The following is a 15,644-nucleotide window of genomic DNA, read 5'->3' as shown; positions in this document are numbered from 1 at the left end:
TGATTAGTTTCGTATCATCCCGGCCGGGTTGCCCTGGACTTGTAGGCCTGGGGGTTGATAGATTGCCCAGCGCTGCAAGCAATTGCTTGCAATGCTACGCATATTAAGCAGCACGCTTGGTTCTCGCCGTTTGCCAAAAAAAATCTCCGACCACGAATAGTCATGCACGACGTTAAAAACCGCACTTTGCTCAGCACAATGCGTTCGACTCGGCCTGCCTCGCATATTTTGGCAGTCAGTTGCATGAAGCTGCTCTTGTGCGCCGCGCTGGCCAACTGCCAGGCTCAGGACAATGGCTCCAGCTTTCGCATCGAGACCGATGTCATGCTGACGGGACAGGCACAGCCGATTCAACAATCGGTGACCCTGTTTCACAATGCAGTGGCCTATGACTTCTCTCGCGACAATCCTCACAGTGTTATTGTGATTGAAGCAGCCCATAATCGAATCGCACTGATGGATTCGCAGCGCCAAGTGCAAACTCGGGTTAACCTCCAGGAACTCAAGCAGTTCATCGATCAGGCTCAGCAGCGCATCCCAGAATCGTCGTTGGCACCGGCGATCGCTGACTCACAACAGGTCAGTGTAAACGGATCGATAGTGACAGTTGGTCGCCAATTCGTGTGTTACCAAGCCACGCTGCAGTCATCGACCAGCAGCGCCGCGGATTTATATGCAGACTTTGCCGATGCTAGTGCGCTGTTGAACGCTTGGCGAGCACCAGATCGAAACCCACCGCCGTTTGCTCGTTTGCAACTGAATCAATTGATTCGAGAGCATCGCGGCGTTCCCATTGAACTTACGCGGACCACCAAATTTTCCAGCAAGCCACACGAGGAATTGAAAAGTCGGCTACATATCAATTGGCGACTTTCAACAGAAGACGGCAAACAAATCGAAGCCTTTCGGCAGATGTTGGAGCAATATCCAACTCTGGAACTGGCTCAGTTCACGAACTCTAATTTACCAACCAAGCGCTGACCCACGGAATTTGATCGTGTCGATCCTACTATTTGAAGACTCGACGGTTGCCCAACTCTTTCCGATCACTACGGGGCGAGCCGCATGTTGCATCACGGTGGGCTCCTACACGCTGCTGGAGTTGCTAAGACAGACTCGGCAGCCGCTAGTAGGACTGTTTCGTCAGCACTTGCGCGCCATCATGGAATTGGATCAGCCAGATGTTCTGCCACTGGCCAGCGAGTCTCTGGATGCTGCGGCTGGCCCAACTGTAATTCTCAATGCGCGCCTAGTTCCAACGCGGACTTCGTTAGAGGCGGTGAGGCAACTACTGCGCGCACAAGGCACCTCGCCGGCGGGTATCGTTTGGGATGGTGATCAAGTTGCAGCCATCATTAATCCGGGATGGACATGGACTTGGATTCGCGAGCACGCCGACACCAGTGTAGAGTCGCTATTGCTGGCGGCGCACAGCTTTAATCGGCTGGATGTGCCGTTACCGTTGATGACTTATCCCCACGAAGTCATCGCAGCCAACATGCGTTACATCGGGGACAATTTGCAGTATCGCATCGCCCAAGGTGGGTACCAACAGCAGGCCGACGGAGTCTTCGTGGCTCCCGGAGCCCAATTGGGCCAGTTCGTTTTGACCGAGACGGCCAACGGTCCGATAGTCATCGACGCCAACGCGCAAGTCGGTCCCTACACGCTGCTGCGCGGTCCCATCTATATCGGTCCCGGTTCGCGCATCCTGGAACACGCCGCCATCAAGGATCAGGTCAGCTTGGGACACACGACAAAAATTGGCGGTGAAGTCGAGGCGGCTGTGGTGGAACCGTACTCCAACAAGCAACATCATGGCTTCTTGGGCCACAGCTACCTTGGCAGTTGGATCAATTTGGGCGCTGGAACGTGCAACAGCGACCTGAAGAACACCTACGGTACGGTCAACATGGAATACCCACACGGCAAAGCCGCCACGGGAATGCAGTTTCTCGGTTGCGTGATGGGGGACTACAGCAAGACCGCCATCAACACCGGTATCTTCACTGGCAAAGTCGTCGGGACATGCAGCATGATCTACGGTTTCGTAACCAGCAATGTACCTAGCTTTGTGAACTATGCCAGGCTGTTCGGCCAGATGACAACGCTTCCGCCGGACGTCATGATCGCTTCGCAGCAGCGCATGTTTTCACGCCGCAAAGTTCAACAACGACCGTGCGACATGCAACTCTTGCACGATATGTATCGCATCACCCAGGTCGAACGAGACCGCATTGGAGACGCGTTGGCCTTCTAGTTGCCTAGGGTGACTGGGCAAAACACAACACGCTACGCTGGCGAGGAATCAAGTAGGTCCCTCGCTAATCCAGCGGGTTGTATCATCCTTCAGGCGAAAACTCTGTGCGGTACCGCTTGCAATTCCAAGGCATGTTGGCGGAAAGCAGGGTGTCGCTTAGACTGATGCTCCCGTTTTTTGGTTGATGGCACTTACCACCCGATACGAATTCATTTGGGCATAAGGACCGAGGCATAATGACTCATTCCGCCGTAAATCGCTCGAGCAATATGACGCTGATGCTGTCGGTTATGATGTTCCTTCAATTCTTCACGTGGGGCGCTTGGTTTGCAACGCTGGGATTGGCGTTAACCAAGTCGGGGATGAGTCAGGCGATAGGCGGTGGCTACGGGGCAGCTCCGCTGGCGGCAATTCTTGCACCACTGTTCTTGGGTCTGGTAGCAGATCGCTTCTTCGCATCACAAAAGGTTATGGGAGTCTTGATGTTGGTGGGCGGTGCCATTCTGCTGGCCGTTCCCAGCGTGGCAACTCAGCCAGAGAATGCCAACTTGTTGGTATGGCTGATTCTGGCCCACATGCTGTGCTACATGCCTACGCTGGGGCTAAGCAATACGATCGCCTTTACGCACATCCCCAGCCAAGACAAATTCCCGATGATTCGCGTATGGGGAACCATCGGTTGGATTGTGGCTGGGCTGCTGGTGGGCATCACAGGCTGGGATGGCACGCTGAAGATTTTTACCTTGGGAGGCATCAGCGCTCTGCTGCTGGGGCTGTTCTGTTTTTTTCTGCCGAACACCCCACCGCCACTCAAAGATCGGCCCATCGATGCTCGCTCGCTGCTGATGGTAGATGCCTTTGGACTGCTGGCGAATTGGAATTTTCTAGTCTTTGCGATCTGCAGCACGCTGATCTGTATCCCACTGGCCTACTATTACGGCAGCACTTCTCAGTTCTTGGGTCAGACCGGATTCGTCGCTACCGGGGCGACCATGACGTTGGGGCAGATGTCAGAAATCTTCTTTATGCTGTTGATTCCTGTCTTCTTCCGCCGCCTGGGCGTCAAGATGATGATCTTGGTGGGCATGGCCTGTTGGGTTATTCGCTATCTGCTCTTCTCGTACGGCGCCTCTGCACAAACCACCTGGATCCTATTGCTGGCGGTTGCCCTACACGGCATTTGTTACGACTTCTTTTTCGTTACCGGGTTCATGTACACCGACCAGAAGGCGCCCAAAGAGATTCGCGGCCAAGCTCAAGGATTGCTAGTCTTCCTCACGCAAGGTGTGGGCATGTTCTTTGGCTACCGCATTATGGCCGCAGGAGGTTTATTTGGCATTCCACTCAACTTTACAATTGGCCAATATGGTCAGCAAGTTACTCAGGGGCCGCAACTGACCGCAGCCATCGATGCGGCTCGTGGCCAGCAGCAGCTTGGATTCTTGGAGACCTTCGGCAAGATGTTCTCGCGGGCTTTACCCGAGTCGATCGACCCAGGCCTGCTAACTCAGACCATGGAGCAGTGGAAGAACTTCTGGATGTTTCCCGCCATCATGGCCGCTGGCGTTCTGATTCTGTTCGGGTTGACCTTCTGGGATAAGACGCAGGTAGACGACGCGTGAATTCGACAGCTTGACAGATCAAGCGATTCAGAAGGTCGGCTATTGCGTCAGCACTTATAGGTCTCCAAGTACCGGTTTAGCTTCAGCTTTTTACGTGTGTTGTCGGAACTCATATAGCGGATGGTGCCGAAGATGGGGCGCTCGGGGCCCCAGGGGCGATCGTAGCGGCCAAGCGTCCAGAAGATACCGGAGTAAGAGTTCGGATCGCGACCGTCTAAAGCATAACGATTGTTCAGTTCAACCATCGTTTCCAAAGCATCACGCGGGGTGGGGCTCCATTCCAGAATTTTCTTGCCCCACAGCATGCGCATGTAGTTGTGCATGCGTCCCTCGCGGGCAAGTTGTCGTTGCGCCGCATTCCACACTGGATCGTGAGTCGCCGCCGTAGCGAATTCATCGGGAGAATACAGGTAAGGTCGAATATCCTTAGCGTGTTTGGCGAGGGTGGCTTGCGCCCAGTCAGGCAGCGATTCGTATTGATCATAGTCAGCGCGGTGCGACGCCATGTTGAAACCTAGCTCGCGCCATGTCACCAGTTCATCCAGCCAGGCTTCGGCTCCGGGCGTGACACCCCACCACCCCTCACGCTTGCCGCCAGTTTGGCTACCTAGTTGCAGTGGCGTCCAGTTCTGGCGTTGCATCAACTCGTCGAACACCTGATGCACAGAGATATGGCCAAAATGCAAATACGGAGAGAGACCGCTGCGATTATCAGCGTCGGGATCGTTGGCCCCAGCTGCGTAACCAGCCAAACATTGATCTAAAAACGACGCCAACTTACCGTTGGCCGCCACCGTGCCGCCTCGTAGGGGAGCGATCTGAACGGCATGGTCAATGGGCAATGCCGCCAACCGGTGCACATCGCCACTTAGCATTTCCGGTGAAGCTGCCGGCCAACGCCGTAAGACCTCAGTAGGCAGCGATTTCAGCGGTGGCAGTTGTAAATCAGCAAGCGGATCCATCAGCGGCAATTGGTCTAAGTGGGCTGGCAACTGTTTCTGCAGGTAGGCTCGAAACGAAAAGGCGGTGGTGAACACTCGGTCGGTGGCTCGCAGCGGTAATAGTCCATTGCTATCGACGGCCTCAACTTGCAGCGGCAGACGCGAAGCTGCCTTGGCGACCATCCGCGGTAGGAAAAAACATGGATAATCATCCGTGACCACGCAACAGGCCTGCTGCGCCAACGATTCCAACAGTCCTTGACCCGCACCATGATCTGACTCGACGTACGGAAAATAGCTCACGCCTGGCTGCTGTCGTAGATCAATTCGCACTGCATTGTCTGCCATTCCGTCCAGGACGAAGCGGTGCATGCGATCGCTAGCCCATTGGTAACCGACACGTAGCGGTTCAAAAATGACTAGCGGTTTGCGCAACTGTGTAGCCCATTGAGCTGCACGCTGCAACGCAAAATTCCAAGTTGTTCGCCGGCAGGCAATCATCCAGTACAGGACATACTCAGCATTGGGTTGCAAAGGCGCGTGATTGCACAACCGCAGCCGCATATCAGGCACACTAAGATCTTGCTTCATGAATATGCATTTCGTCGGTGAGGTGATGCTCGTTTAGAATCCTATCGCTAGACACGATTCTGAATCTGCAAGCGAACACACCTGAGCCGAGGTTCAGCTCAGGTGTGTGGTCGCAGACCTAGCAACTTCCAACTGGACTTCCAAAGTCGGAAATCGCAACGCGACTTTACTTGGTGCACCGCCGCGATGCAACGTGGTGGACCATCCGTACTGGACTGGAGTAGCTCTGGGAGACCAAAGTCGGCTGAGTACGCAAGTGCACAGCGTTTCCATCCTGCGTCGGCGGCAGCAACACCGAGTCAATCACATGAATGACGCCGTTGGCTGCATCAATATCGGTGGCAACCAACTTAGCTCCGTTAACCATCGCGACGCCGTCGGTCACAGCAACTCTAATCTGCCCACCGTGAACGGTTTTCAAAACCTTCTTGGTGAGAGCTTCATCCGAATAGGCTCTGCCCGCTACGACATGATACTTCAGGATTGCTGCCAGCTTACTTTTGTTCTCCGGCAACAGCAGGCTCTCGACAGTTCCTGCAGGCAGCTTAGCAAAGGCCTCGTCGGTTGGAGCGAATACGGTCAGCAGATCTTCGCCTGCCAAGACATCCGCCAAACCGGCAGCACCAGCAGCAGCAATTAAGCTTTTAAACGTTCCGGCATTGTTAGCCGTGTCGACGATATTTTTCTCAGACGGCAGAATCACTTGATCTATGACGTGAATCACGCCATTTGAACAATGAATATCTGCCTTGGCGACTGTCGCTTGATCGATCAGTACTTTTCCGTCTTCAACTTTAATGTCAACCCGCTGACCATTGACGGTCGCAGCGGACTTCAATTTGACCACGTTTTGGGACGCAACTTTTCCAGCGACCACATGATAGGTTAAAACCGCGATCAGCCGGCCTTTGTTCTCCGGCTTGAGCAAAGACGCGACGGTGCCCTCCGGCAATTTCGCAAACGCTTCGTCGCTCGGGGCAAAGACGGTAAACGGGCCCGGCCCTTGCAATGTCTCAATCAGCCCTCCGGCCTTCAAGGCAGCCGCCAAAGTCTGAAACGTTCCTGCCTCGACGGCGGTCGTGACGATGTCTTTCGCTGCGCACTCTTTGTCCGCGCACCGGGCCGTTGGCGAAATCGCCAAACTCAAACCCAAAGCAGCCATAGCCAATCGCCAGCCCCGACACTTGATACTAAACATAGCAACTCTCCCTAACACAAGGTTTCACGATAGAAGCCTCCGAGGGAACATCCCCCAAACTGACTAAATCGTGCAAAACGTTCACTCAAAGTCAAAAAAAATTTCCTCAGTCTTCGATTCGTAACCCAAACTTCGACGCAGCGATGCCTAGGGGGTTGGCGACCGACAATTGGTCCAGTGATGTCCAATTGTCTATGTGACCTAACCATTCCCGAGATAGCATCATGCGCTTCACTTGCCGATTTCGCAGAGCGACTCCTTTCCGGACATGGGGATTGATGGGATTGGTTTCACCGCTGGAAATCCAATTGGTGGCCTGTTCTTGGAAAACTTGGTTTCCAAAGCTTGCCTACGGTACTCAAAGATCTGTTGCACATCCCGGTGGACAACTAACTTGTGCAACAAGCGCCCCAGGCTTCCGAAAGGAAGTGCGTAGGCCACCTCGTCGATCACCTGCGTGCCCTTGTCTATTGGCACAAATCGATGTCGATGGTGCCACATCGCATAGGGACCCTGTAGTTGAACATCGACAAACTCGAAAGGTGGATCCCAACTGGTGATGGCTGTCGTCCAGCGAATTGGCAGTGCTCGAACTCGTAACGCATACTGAATGATTGTGCCTACCCGCATCGTGATCGGCTCGGGCGTAAGAAACTGAAAGTTCAGCCAGGCTGGTGTCAACTCTTCCAGATTTCTCGCATCGGAGAAAAAACTGAATACATCCGGGACTGGGAGTGGCAGAAACTGCTCTCGAGCCACATGGTAAACTTTCATTCTCTGGAATCCTTATATTCCTGGGGCTAAGACTTCAGCTGTCGATGGGTGACCGCCAGGTGCTGTTCAGGAGACCTGCCTTCAAGTTGCTTCCGCAACTTTAACACCGCTAACTCCTTGGCCTTGGCTTCCACTTCGACGGTCAGCTTAATCCCGAGCCATGCGGTCGGAAAATCGTCGCAGTCAATATAGTCGTGATGCCTTTCGGGTCGCGGACCGACCCAGCCCTCCATCGGACTTGAAATGTGCATTAGGGGCTCGCGATCCCAGGTACCGATGGTGGCTGCCGTTGCTTCGGCGATTGTCATACCGGCGCTGCAGCAGCGGTGATGATGCACGTCGTAAACCAATGGCAAGCCGATGGACCGACAAAATGGAATAAGTTCCTCGGGAGTGAATAGTTTGTCATCGTTCTCTATAGTCAGCCGCCGGCGAACTGCTTCGGGCAGACGGTCTATGTTTTTGGCCAGCCGCTGCAGGGACCGAGCCTTGTCTCCATAGGCACCGCCAGCGTGAATGTTGATTACGTCTGCCCCGACCCACTCGGCAATTTCCGCGTGTGAGATCAAGTCCTGCACTGAGCGATCGACGACATTCTGATTGGTCGAATTCAGAACCACGAACTGATCTGGGTGAAACGTGGTGCGAATGTCGTGCTCGCTGGAAAAAAGACGGCAGCGATTGAGCACTGCCAAAATCCGATCGGCATCCGGAAGGTCTTCGACACGGTAGCCAACCATAGGGTGTGTCTTGCAGGGCATGATCGAACTGATCACCCGAAAGCAGCCAATTCCCGATTCAGCACAGTAGGTCAACGACCGCAGCAACGACTGTGCATTTCCGAGGCAGATTCTGGATAATTTCAGCAGCCTAGAGGTCCGATCCAGTTTGATCAGTGATGTCGCTGTGGTGCTGCGAAAGCGAATCGGCTGGCTGACAAATTGGCAACACAGGCCCAAGCGCATGCCAGCCACGGCTGGATTGAGAGCCTCTTGAACGTCGCTTGCAGCAGCTACACCGCAGGCGGATTCGGGCTCGATTTCACCTGCGACGTTAAAGGCTTCTAAAAGGCTCACAACCTGTTGCTCCGCCAAAGGACCGTTTGAACACCACTGATCGCTTCGTATCGATCTGAGCTGCCATTCCTATGTGAACGATATGAACGATTTATATCGGCGAGCAGAAGGTCTGTCAAGCGGTATGTCTACGAATATTCGAGAGTTTATGAGTTATCGGTCCCAGGCGGGTGTTTTGGCGAAGGAATGTTTTGGACGTTTTGCTGTTGCAGGCCGACGTGTTCAGTGATATACTACCTGCGGTTGCGCGGAACCTCTGGCAGACTTTGGTGATTGCTGCCCGTGTTCGATTGTCCGAGCATGGCTTCGCGTGAAGCGTTGGCCGATCAGATTGTGCTCCATGGATCAACTACTGTCCCCAAAACAAATTGCCGAAGCCATTGGAGCCAGCGAGTCTTCTGTGAAACGCTGGTGTGACAGGGGCTTATTGGCAACAGTCAAAACCGCCGGCGGCCATCGAAGGATTTCGGTTCAAGAGGCACTGCGGTTTGTTCGTGAGCAACGGCAGGCGGTAGTTGAGCCATTGATATTGTCGATGCCGGCTACGGACGATCGCCGGTCGCGCCGCATTGAGGGCTGTGCTCAGCGGCTAACCGATGCGTTGCTGGCCGACAATGAACTGACGTGTCAAGCCATTGTTCTCGAGTTGTTTTTAGCCGGCTATAGTGTGAGCCAAATATTCGACCAAGTTGTGGCCGTTGCCTTTCACGCGATTGGAGAAAAGTGGGAGTGTCACCAGGCTGACATTTATCAAGAGCGGTGCTCCTGCCAGATCATGGTCAGAATACTGCATCATCTTCGAGATCGGCAAGTTCCTCCAGCATCCCGCCCAAAGGCTTGTGGCGCCACCGTCCCGGGAGATCAATATACATTGCCGGTTACGATGGCAGAGATCGTTTTGCGTTCGGTAGGCTGGGATGCAAGGCTGCTGGGATGTTCCATCCCTTTCGACTCGATGATTCGTTCCATCAAGCATCTCCAACCATCTCTGTTTTGGATTAGCGTTTCACATATTAGCGACCTTGAAGATTTCGTGGTTGGTGTCAATCGAGTTTTTGAAGCTGCCTCGGCATCGAGGACGGCAGTTGTTGTGGGTGGTCGGGCTCTCAATGCTGAAATACGCGCTCGACTTAAGTACACGGCGTATTGTGACACCATGCAGCATCTGGAGGCGTTTGCAAAGAATGTGTTGGCGATGACTGGCAATGCAGTGGTCGAACATGGTAGTGAAAAACGAAAGGGTTAGGTGGCATGATGATGGGGTGTGTGGTGGTAAATTTCCCGTTTCGAAGAGTCCGATTAAGATGGGCTGGGGCTGCTTGTTACCAGACGGTTGCGGTGAATTGGAAAGCACTGCACAGCTTGGTAGCTGCGTTTGCGCTTTTATTACCTGCGGCCAGCGTCCTGTCTGCTGAGCCGGCCAGTAGCTGGCCGCAATGGCGGGGGCCCATGCGTGACGGGCAGGTTGCAGCCAGCCCCACTTGGCCTCGGCAATTTGATGAGCATTCGTTGGAAAAGAAATGGTACGTTCCGCTCGGCCAGAGCTACTCTGGACCGATTGTCACAGCCGACCGAGTATTCGTAACCGAGACTCGTGATAAGTCGACTGAAGTAGTACGGGCGTTGTCTCGCGAGACTGGCCAGCAGTTGTGGATCGCAGAGTGGTCTGGCGCAATGACCGTACCATTCTTCGCTCGGGAAAACGGCGATTGGATCCGAGCCACCCCAGCCTTCGATGGCCAATCCCTGTTCGTTGCCGGCATGCGTGATGTGCTGGTCTGTTTGGATGCCGACAATGGTCAAGAGCGATGGCGAGTGGACTTCGTCGAACGTTACAAAACCTCGCTACCTTCATTCGGCTTTGTCTCCTCACCACTGGTAGACGATAATTATGTGTATGTTCAGGCCGGAGCGGCATTTTGTAAGCTAGACAAGCGAACCGGCGAGGTCCTGTGGCGATCGCTGCAAGACAGCGGTGGCATGATGGACAGCGCATTCTCGTCTCCCATCAAGGCCACTATTGCCGGACAATCGCAATTGGTCGTGCAAACTCGTGAACGGCTGGCCGGCGTAGACCAACAGACCGGACAGGAGCTGTGGTCACAGCCGATTGAAGCCTTTCGCGGAATGAACATTCTGACCCCCATCGTCGTTGGTGATTCAATTTTCACCAGTGCTTATGGGGGCAAGTCGCGCATGTTTGACCTCACCAAGGTCGACAATCCAGGCCCAGACAGGCCAGCTCTAACCGTGACCGAGCGCTGGCAGAATAAGGCGCAAGCCTACATGTCCACACCAATAGTTATCGACGGACATGCCTACCTGCATTTGCGCAATCAACGGTTTACCTGCATCGAACTAGCCACCGGAAAAGAGCGCTGGACCACGACACCATACGGAAAATATTGGAGTCTGGTGGCTCAAGGCAACACGATACTGGCACTGGACGAACGCGGCGACCTGCTGCTGATCGCCGCCAACCCAGACAGGTTCGAGCTGATTGGTCAGCAGCACATCAGTCAGTCGCCCACCTGGGCTCACTTGGCGGTCTGCGACAACGAAATCTTCATTCGAGACTTAACGGGCATGACCGTCTATGGCTGGGGTCAGTCCACTAGTGGAGAGTAGTCGATGAAGATCGCGATCATTGGAGGCGGAATCTCCGGACTCACAGCAGCCTATCGGCTCTGCCTTCAGCATAACATTACGCTGTTTGAGGCTAACGACTACCTGGGAGGGCATACCAACACGGTCGATGTCGAACTGGATGGTCGGCACTACGCTATCGACACTGGTTTTATTGTCTTCAACGACTGGACCTACCCGCGTTTCATGGAACTGCTGGATGAGTTGGGTGTTCAGTCGCGTCCAACAACGATGAGCTTTAGCGTGCGTTGCGAAGCTGCAGATCTTGAATATAACGGATCATCGCTCAATGGTCTGTTCGCCCAGCGCCGCAATTTATGGCGACCCAGTTTCTATCGCATGCTGGCTGACATTGTGCGATTCAATCGTCAGGCGTCCGAGCAAGTGCTACAAGGTTGTGACCATGATGAGACCACGGTCGGCGAGTATCTCGCGCGGCACGACTACTCGCGCGAGTTCGCCGAGCATTATCTACTGCCAATGGGAGCAGCCATTTGGTCATGCCCGCTCGGAGCTTTCATGAATTTTCCTATTGGCTTCATCGTCCAGTTCTACAAGAACCACGGACTGCTGAGTGTCCGTCACCGGCCGACATGGCGAGTCATCGACGGTGGTTCCCGAACCTACGTCGGGCGGATGGCCAGCCGATTTGCCGATCGAGTGCGTTTAGGCTGGTCGATCCAACAAATTCGCCGCACAGAGGATGGCGTTGAGGTCACGCCGGCCAATCGTCCGCCAGAGCGTTTCGATCACGTAATACTGGCCTGCCACAGCGACCAAGCCTTGGGTATGCTCAGCGACCCTACACGGACCGAACGGGAGGTTTTGTCAGAGTTTCCATACTCCCGAAACGTCGCACTGCTGCATACCGATCGCCGGGTTCTGCCCAAGCGGCGACGGGCTTGGGCGAGCTGGAATTATCATTTCTCTGGCCAACCTTCGGATGCTATTGCACAATCGGCAAGTGTAACTTACTGCATGAATATCCTGCAGCATATCCGATCGTCGCATACCTTTAACGTAACACTTAATAGCCATGAGTTAATTGAGGCAGCGAAAGTCCTGCGACAAATCGAATATCATCACCCGGTCTTTACGGTTCGCCGCGCCATTGCTCAGTCGCGTCACCAAGAATTGCTCGTGGCCAACCGAACATCGTACTGTGGGGCGTATTGGGGTAACGGCTTCCATGAAGATGGCGTGGTCAGCGCATTGCGGGTTTGTGAAGCGATCACCGCGTCCAGCCGGTTGCATTCAAACCACCTTGGTTCACTGCAGTCGCGGCAGGCGTCTGGCGCGGCGCTAGTCGGCCGTAGGCACAATCGTCCTAGCGATTCACGATTGACTCATACTGCCAAATTGAGGCGGAAGAGCTCGCGCCCATGAGAAGTTGTCTGTATGAAGGAACAGTGCGGCATCGGCGGTTTGCTCCAGTGTACCATAGTTTTGCCTATCGGCTGTTCCTGATCTGCGTCGACTTGGCTGAGTTGGATGGACTGTTTGGCCGACGCGGTATCTGGTCAACACGTTGGCCGGCAGTTGCTCGATTTCGACGAGCCGATTATTTGGGGGATCCGCGACAGCCGTTGGATGAATCTGTGCGTGAACTGGTCGAGCAGCGGATTGGCCGACGTCCGAGTGGTCCCATCAGTTTGCTAACCAGCTTTCGCTATTTCGGCTTGGCCATGAACCCCGTCAGCTTTTACTACTGTTTCGATCAAGCCGGACAGCAGGTCGAAGTGGTTGTCGCCGAAGTGAACAATACGCCCTGGAACGAAAAGTATTGCTATGTGCTCGATTTTTCAGATCACCTGGCTTCCAACTTCCTCCAGCAGCCTAAACAATTTCACGTCTCTCCCTTCATGCCAATGGAGATGATGTACCGCTGGCGAATATCGGAGCTTGGTGAGCGACTGAGCATTCACATTGAGAATCTGCAAAGCAGCGACACCCAAACAACAGTGTTTGATGCGACACTGATGCTGAGCCGAGTTGCATTGACACGTTGGCATTTGGCTCGAGCGCTGCTCAGATATCCGCTGATGACCTTGCAGATACTAGTCGGCATCTACTGGCAGGCATTGCGACTGTGGCTCAAGCGAGTCCCATTCGTGCCGCATCCAGGCACAGGCCCAAATAGTTCCTTTCGAGCCTCTAATCGGTGAAACCCAGTCTATGAATAGCATTGGCATTGAAAAGATAGCAGTTCCGCACGAGGGTGTAGACTGCAGCGGAACTCAACCCAACCGAATTTCGCTGGCCGGGCGGGTTGCCAAGCGGCTGTTGTGTCACAAGTTGCGGGCACTGCGTGGCGGAACTGTCGACCTTCGAGATGGTCTGGAAACACAACAACTGGGAGAGCCCGGAGACCTGTCGGCGGCCGTACATGTTCACCGCCCCGAGTTTTTTCAACATGCGCTACTGGGTGGCAGTCTATCGGTTGCCGAATCCTATCTGTGCGGTGAATGGGATTGTGACAATTTAACTGAGTTCTTTCGTATTTTTGTACGAAACATCGATGCCGCCGATCGGCTGGATCGAGGAGTTTCGCGAATGTCGCAGTGGGTCAACCGCGTTTATCACTGGTGGCACGCCAATAGCCGCTCCGGCAGCCGTCGCAATATTCACGCACACTATGATTTGGGTAATGATTTGTTTCGGCTGATGCTGGACGACACTCTGTCTTATTCCAGCGGTATATTTCCTACGCCAACCAGTACCCTTTATGAAGCCTCGATCGAGAAGATGGACCGACTTTGTCACAGTCTTCAACTACGGCAGAGTGATCACCTACTTGAGATTGGTACAGGCTGGGGGGGGTTAGCAATCCACGCTGCGTCGCAGTACGGCTGTCGGGTGACGTCCGTTACGATTTCGCAGCAGCAGTTTGAAGTGGCCAGTCAGCGCATCGACCAAGCGGGTCTGAGGGATCGCGTTCAAGTGCGATTGCAGGATTATCGCGATTTGACAGGCAAGTTCGACAAACTGGCTTCGGTGGAAATGATCGAAGCCGTAGGCTATCGCTATTTGGACATGTTTTTTCGCAAGTGTGCCGAGCTGCTCAAGCCCGATGGTTCGTGTATCTTGCAGGCAATTGTGATGCCGGATCGCCGATACTCTCAGTATTTGAAATCAGTGGACTTTATACAAAAGTACGTGTTTCCTGGAGGCTGCCTACCATCGATGGCTGCCATGCTGAAGTCTGTCGCCAGCGTCACCGACTTTCGCTTCAGTCAGGCAGAAGATTTCGGTCTGCATTACGCCAGAACGTTGCGCCACTGGCGAGAGCGGTTCCAAGCACAGCTCGAAGAAGTTCGCAGGCTGGGCTACTCCGAACGCTTTATTCGACTGTGGAATTATTATTTGTGCTACTGCGAAGCCGCGTTTGAGGAACGCTATATTGGAGTCGTACAGGTGCGATTTGACAAACCCAGTTGCCGAATAGGAGCGCTGGAAACATGAGTGTTCTGTCGTTCAGTATCGACGCCGTTGAACGTGGAGTGGTACCGGACCGAGTAGTTCGGGCTGCCATTCGACGGCTATGCCGACAGCGATTGAGGGAGTGTGATCATGGCAGCCCGACGGCTAATCAGCGATCGTTACGGGACTTTGTGGCTACCATGTGCGTTGGGCCCATAGCGCCGGTACCCGAAAAGGCTAACCAGCAACACTATGAATTGCCATCCGAGTTTTTTGCGGCAGTACTCGGTCGTCATCGAAAATACAGCTCCTGTTTGTTTACCAGCGAAACAATGTCGCTGGATGATGCCGAGTCCAAAGCCATTCAGGATACTTGTCAACTGGCTGATCTGAGAGATGGCCAGCGGGTATTAGAGCTCGGCTGCGGCTGGGGTTCGCTTTCATTGTGGCTGGCTCATTTTCATCCACGTAGTCAAATCACGGCCGTTTCCAATTCGGCCTCGCAGCGACAATACATCCAAAGCCAGGCAGCCCTGCGTGGATACCAGAATTTGCAAGTCATCACAGCCGACATGAACGAATTCGATACAGAATCGAATCAGTTTGAGCGTGTCGTGTCCATCGAAATGTTCGAGCACATGCGTAACTACCAGCTTCTACTGAAACGCATCAGCGGGTGGCTCAAGCCGGAAGGCAAGTTGTTCGTCCATCACTTTTGCCATCGCGAATTCGCTTATCCATTTGAGAGCGAGGGGGAAGCCAACTGGATGGGGCGATATTTCTTTACCGGAGGAATTATGCCCTCCGAGAATCTGTTGCGGAACTTTGGTGAGCACATGCACGTGGTCAGTCAATTGAATTGGCCTGGCAGTCACTACCAACGGACGGCCAACGCTTGGCTGGCTAACCTAGACGCTCGGCGAAGCGAGGTCTGGCCAATTTTGGTGAACACGTACGGTCGTCAATCCGCCGCGCGTTGGTTTCATCGATGGCGCATGTTTTTCATGTCGGTCGCGGAACTGTTTGGTTATGACCATGGATCGCAATGGTTCGTAACACAAGTGGTACTCCAGCCTAATCAAACCCAGTAAAGCGTGGAGTCCAAGGGTAACTACC

At 54.0% G+C, this 15,644-nt stretch carries 13 protein-coding genes; 9 read left to right on the top strand and 4 right to left on the bottom strand.

The window, feature by feature from the left end; all coding sequences use genetic code 11:
• The first annotated feature begins 162 nt into the window (after positions 1-162).
• The 3 genes from KF752_00300 to KF752_00290 all read left to right on the top strand — a co-directional run bounded on the left by KF752_00300 (position 163) and on the right by KF752_00290 (position 3,882).
• Positions 163-981, top strand: coding sequence for a hypothetical protein (locus KF752_00300; GenBank protein ID MBX3419971.1), 819 nt, complete (start codon positions 163-165; stop codon positions 979-981).
• Positions 982-997: 16 nt separating this feature from the next.
• Positions 998-2,260 (top strand): glucose-1-phosphate thymidylyltransferase, encoded by a 1,263-nt coding sequence (locus KF752_00295; protein ID MBX3419970.1) that lies wholly within the window; start codon positions 998-1,000, stop codon positions 2,258-2,260.
• A 236-nt stretch (positions 2,261-2,496) separates the two neighbouring features.
• Positions 2,497-3,882 (top strand): MFS transporter, encoded by a 1,386-nt coding sequence (locus tag KF752_00290; GenBank protein ID MBX3419969.1) that lies wholly within the window; start codon positions 2,497-2,499, stop codon positions 3,880-3,882.
• A 47-nt stretch (positions 3,883-3,929) separates the two neighbouring features.
• On the opposite strand, the gene KF752_00285 is transcribed toward KF752_00290, so the two are convergent.
• From KF752_00285 to uvsE, 4 genes are all read right to left on the bottom strand, one after another.
• Positions 3,930-5,324: a deoxyribodipyrimidine photolyase gene (locus tag KF752_00285; GenBank protein MBX3419968.1), complete on the bottom strand. Its 1,395-nt coding sequence runs from the start codon at positions 5,322-5,324 to the stop codon at positions 3,930-3,932.
• 256 nt (positions 5,325-5,580) lie between these two features.
• Positions 5,581-6,576 (bottom strand): fasciclin domain-containing protein, encoded by a 996-nt coding sequence (locus tag KF752_00280; protein MBX3419967.1) that lies wholly within the window; start codon positions 6,574-6,576, stop codon positions 5,581-5,583.
• A 267-nt stretch (positions 6,577-6,843) separates the two neighbouring features.
• On the bottom strand, positions 6,844-7,386 hold the full coding sequence (locus KF752_00275) for an SRPBCC family protein (protein ID MBX3419966.1): 543 nt from the start codon (positions 7,384-7,386) through the stop codon (positions 6,844-6,846).
• Between the two features lie 26 nt (positions 7,387-7,412).
• Entirely contained in the window at positions 7,413-8,462 is a 1,050-nt protein-coding gene (gene uvsE, locus KF752_00270; GenBank protein ID MBX3419965.1) for a UV DNA damage repair endonuclease UvsE, read from the bottom strand.
• A 340-nt stretch (positions 8,463-8,802) separates the two neighbouring features.
• Here uvsE and KF752_00265 point away from each other — a divergent pair, with 340 nt between their 5' ends.
• Genes KF752_00265 through KF752_00240 form a run of 6 tightly spaced genes read left to right on the top strand, consistent with a single transcriptional unit; the run spans position 8,803 to position 15,619 of the window.
• The gene (locus KF752_00265; GenBank protein ID MBX3419964.1) at positions 8,803-9,708 is read left to right on the top strand and encodes a cobalamin-dependent protein; all 906 of its coding nucleotides are present in this window, start codon (positions 8,803-8,805) and stop codon (positions 9,706-9,708) included.
• Between the two features lie 11 nt (positions 9,709-9,719).
• A complete protein-coding gene (locus tag KF752_00260) occupies positions 9,720-11,090 on the top strand; it encodes a PQQ-like beta-propeller repeat protein (GenBank protein ID MBX3419963.1) in 1,371 nt (456 codons plus the stop codon).
• Between the two features lie 3 nt (positions 11,091-11,093).
• Positions 11,094-12,494, top strand: a complete 1,401-nt coding sequence (locus KF752_00255; GenBank protein ID MBX3419962.1) for an FAD-dependent oxidoreductase — start codon at positions 11,094-11,096, stop codon at positions 12,492-12,494.
• Positions 12,491-13,273, top strand: a complete 783-nt coding sequence (locus KF752_00250; protein ID MBX3419961.1) for a DUF1365 domain-containing protein — start codon at positions 12,491-12,493, stop codon at positions 13,271-13,273. Before KF752_00255 ends, KF752_00250 begins: the two co-directional genes overlap by 4 nt.
• 10 nt (positions 13,274-13,283) lie before the next feature.
• Positions 13,284-14,570 (top strand): class I SAM-dependent methyltransferase, encoded by a 1,287-nt coding sequence (locus KF752_00245; GenBank protein ID MBX3419960.1) that lies wholly within the window; start codon positions 13,284-13,286, stop codon positions 14,568-14,570.
• Entirely contained in the window at positions 14,567-15,619 is a 1,053-nt protein-coding gene (locus tag KF752_00240; GenBank protein ID MBX3419959.1) for a class I SAM-dependent methyltransferase, read from the top strand. The genes KF752_00245 and KF752_00240 overlap by 4 nt, the downstream gene beginning before the upstream one ends.
• The last annotated feature ends 25 nt before the right edge of the window (positions 15,620-15,644 follow it).

The organism is Pirellulaceae bacterium (assembly GCA_019636385.1).
GTDB lineage: Bacteria > Planctomycetota > Planctomycetia > Pirellulales > Pirellulaceae > Aureliella.
The sequence above is the reverse complement of the archived record's forward strand: the minus strand, read 5'-3'. Positions and strand labels throughout refer to the sequence as shown.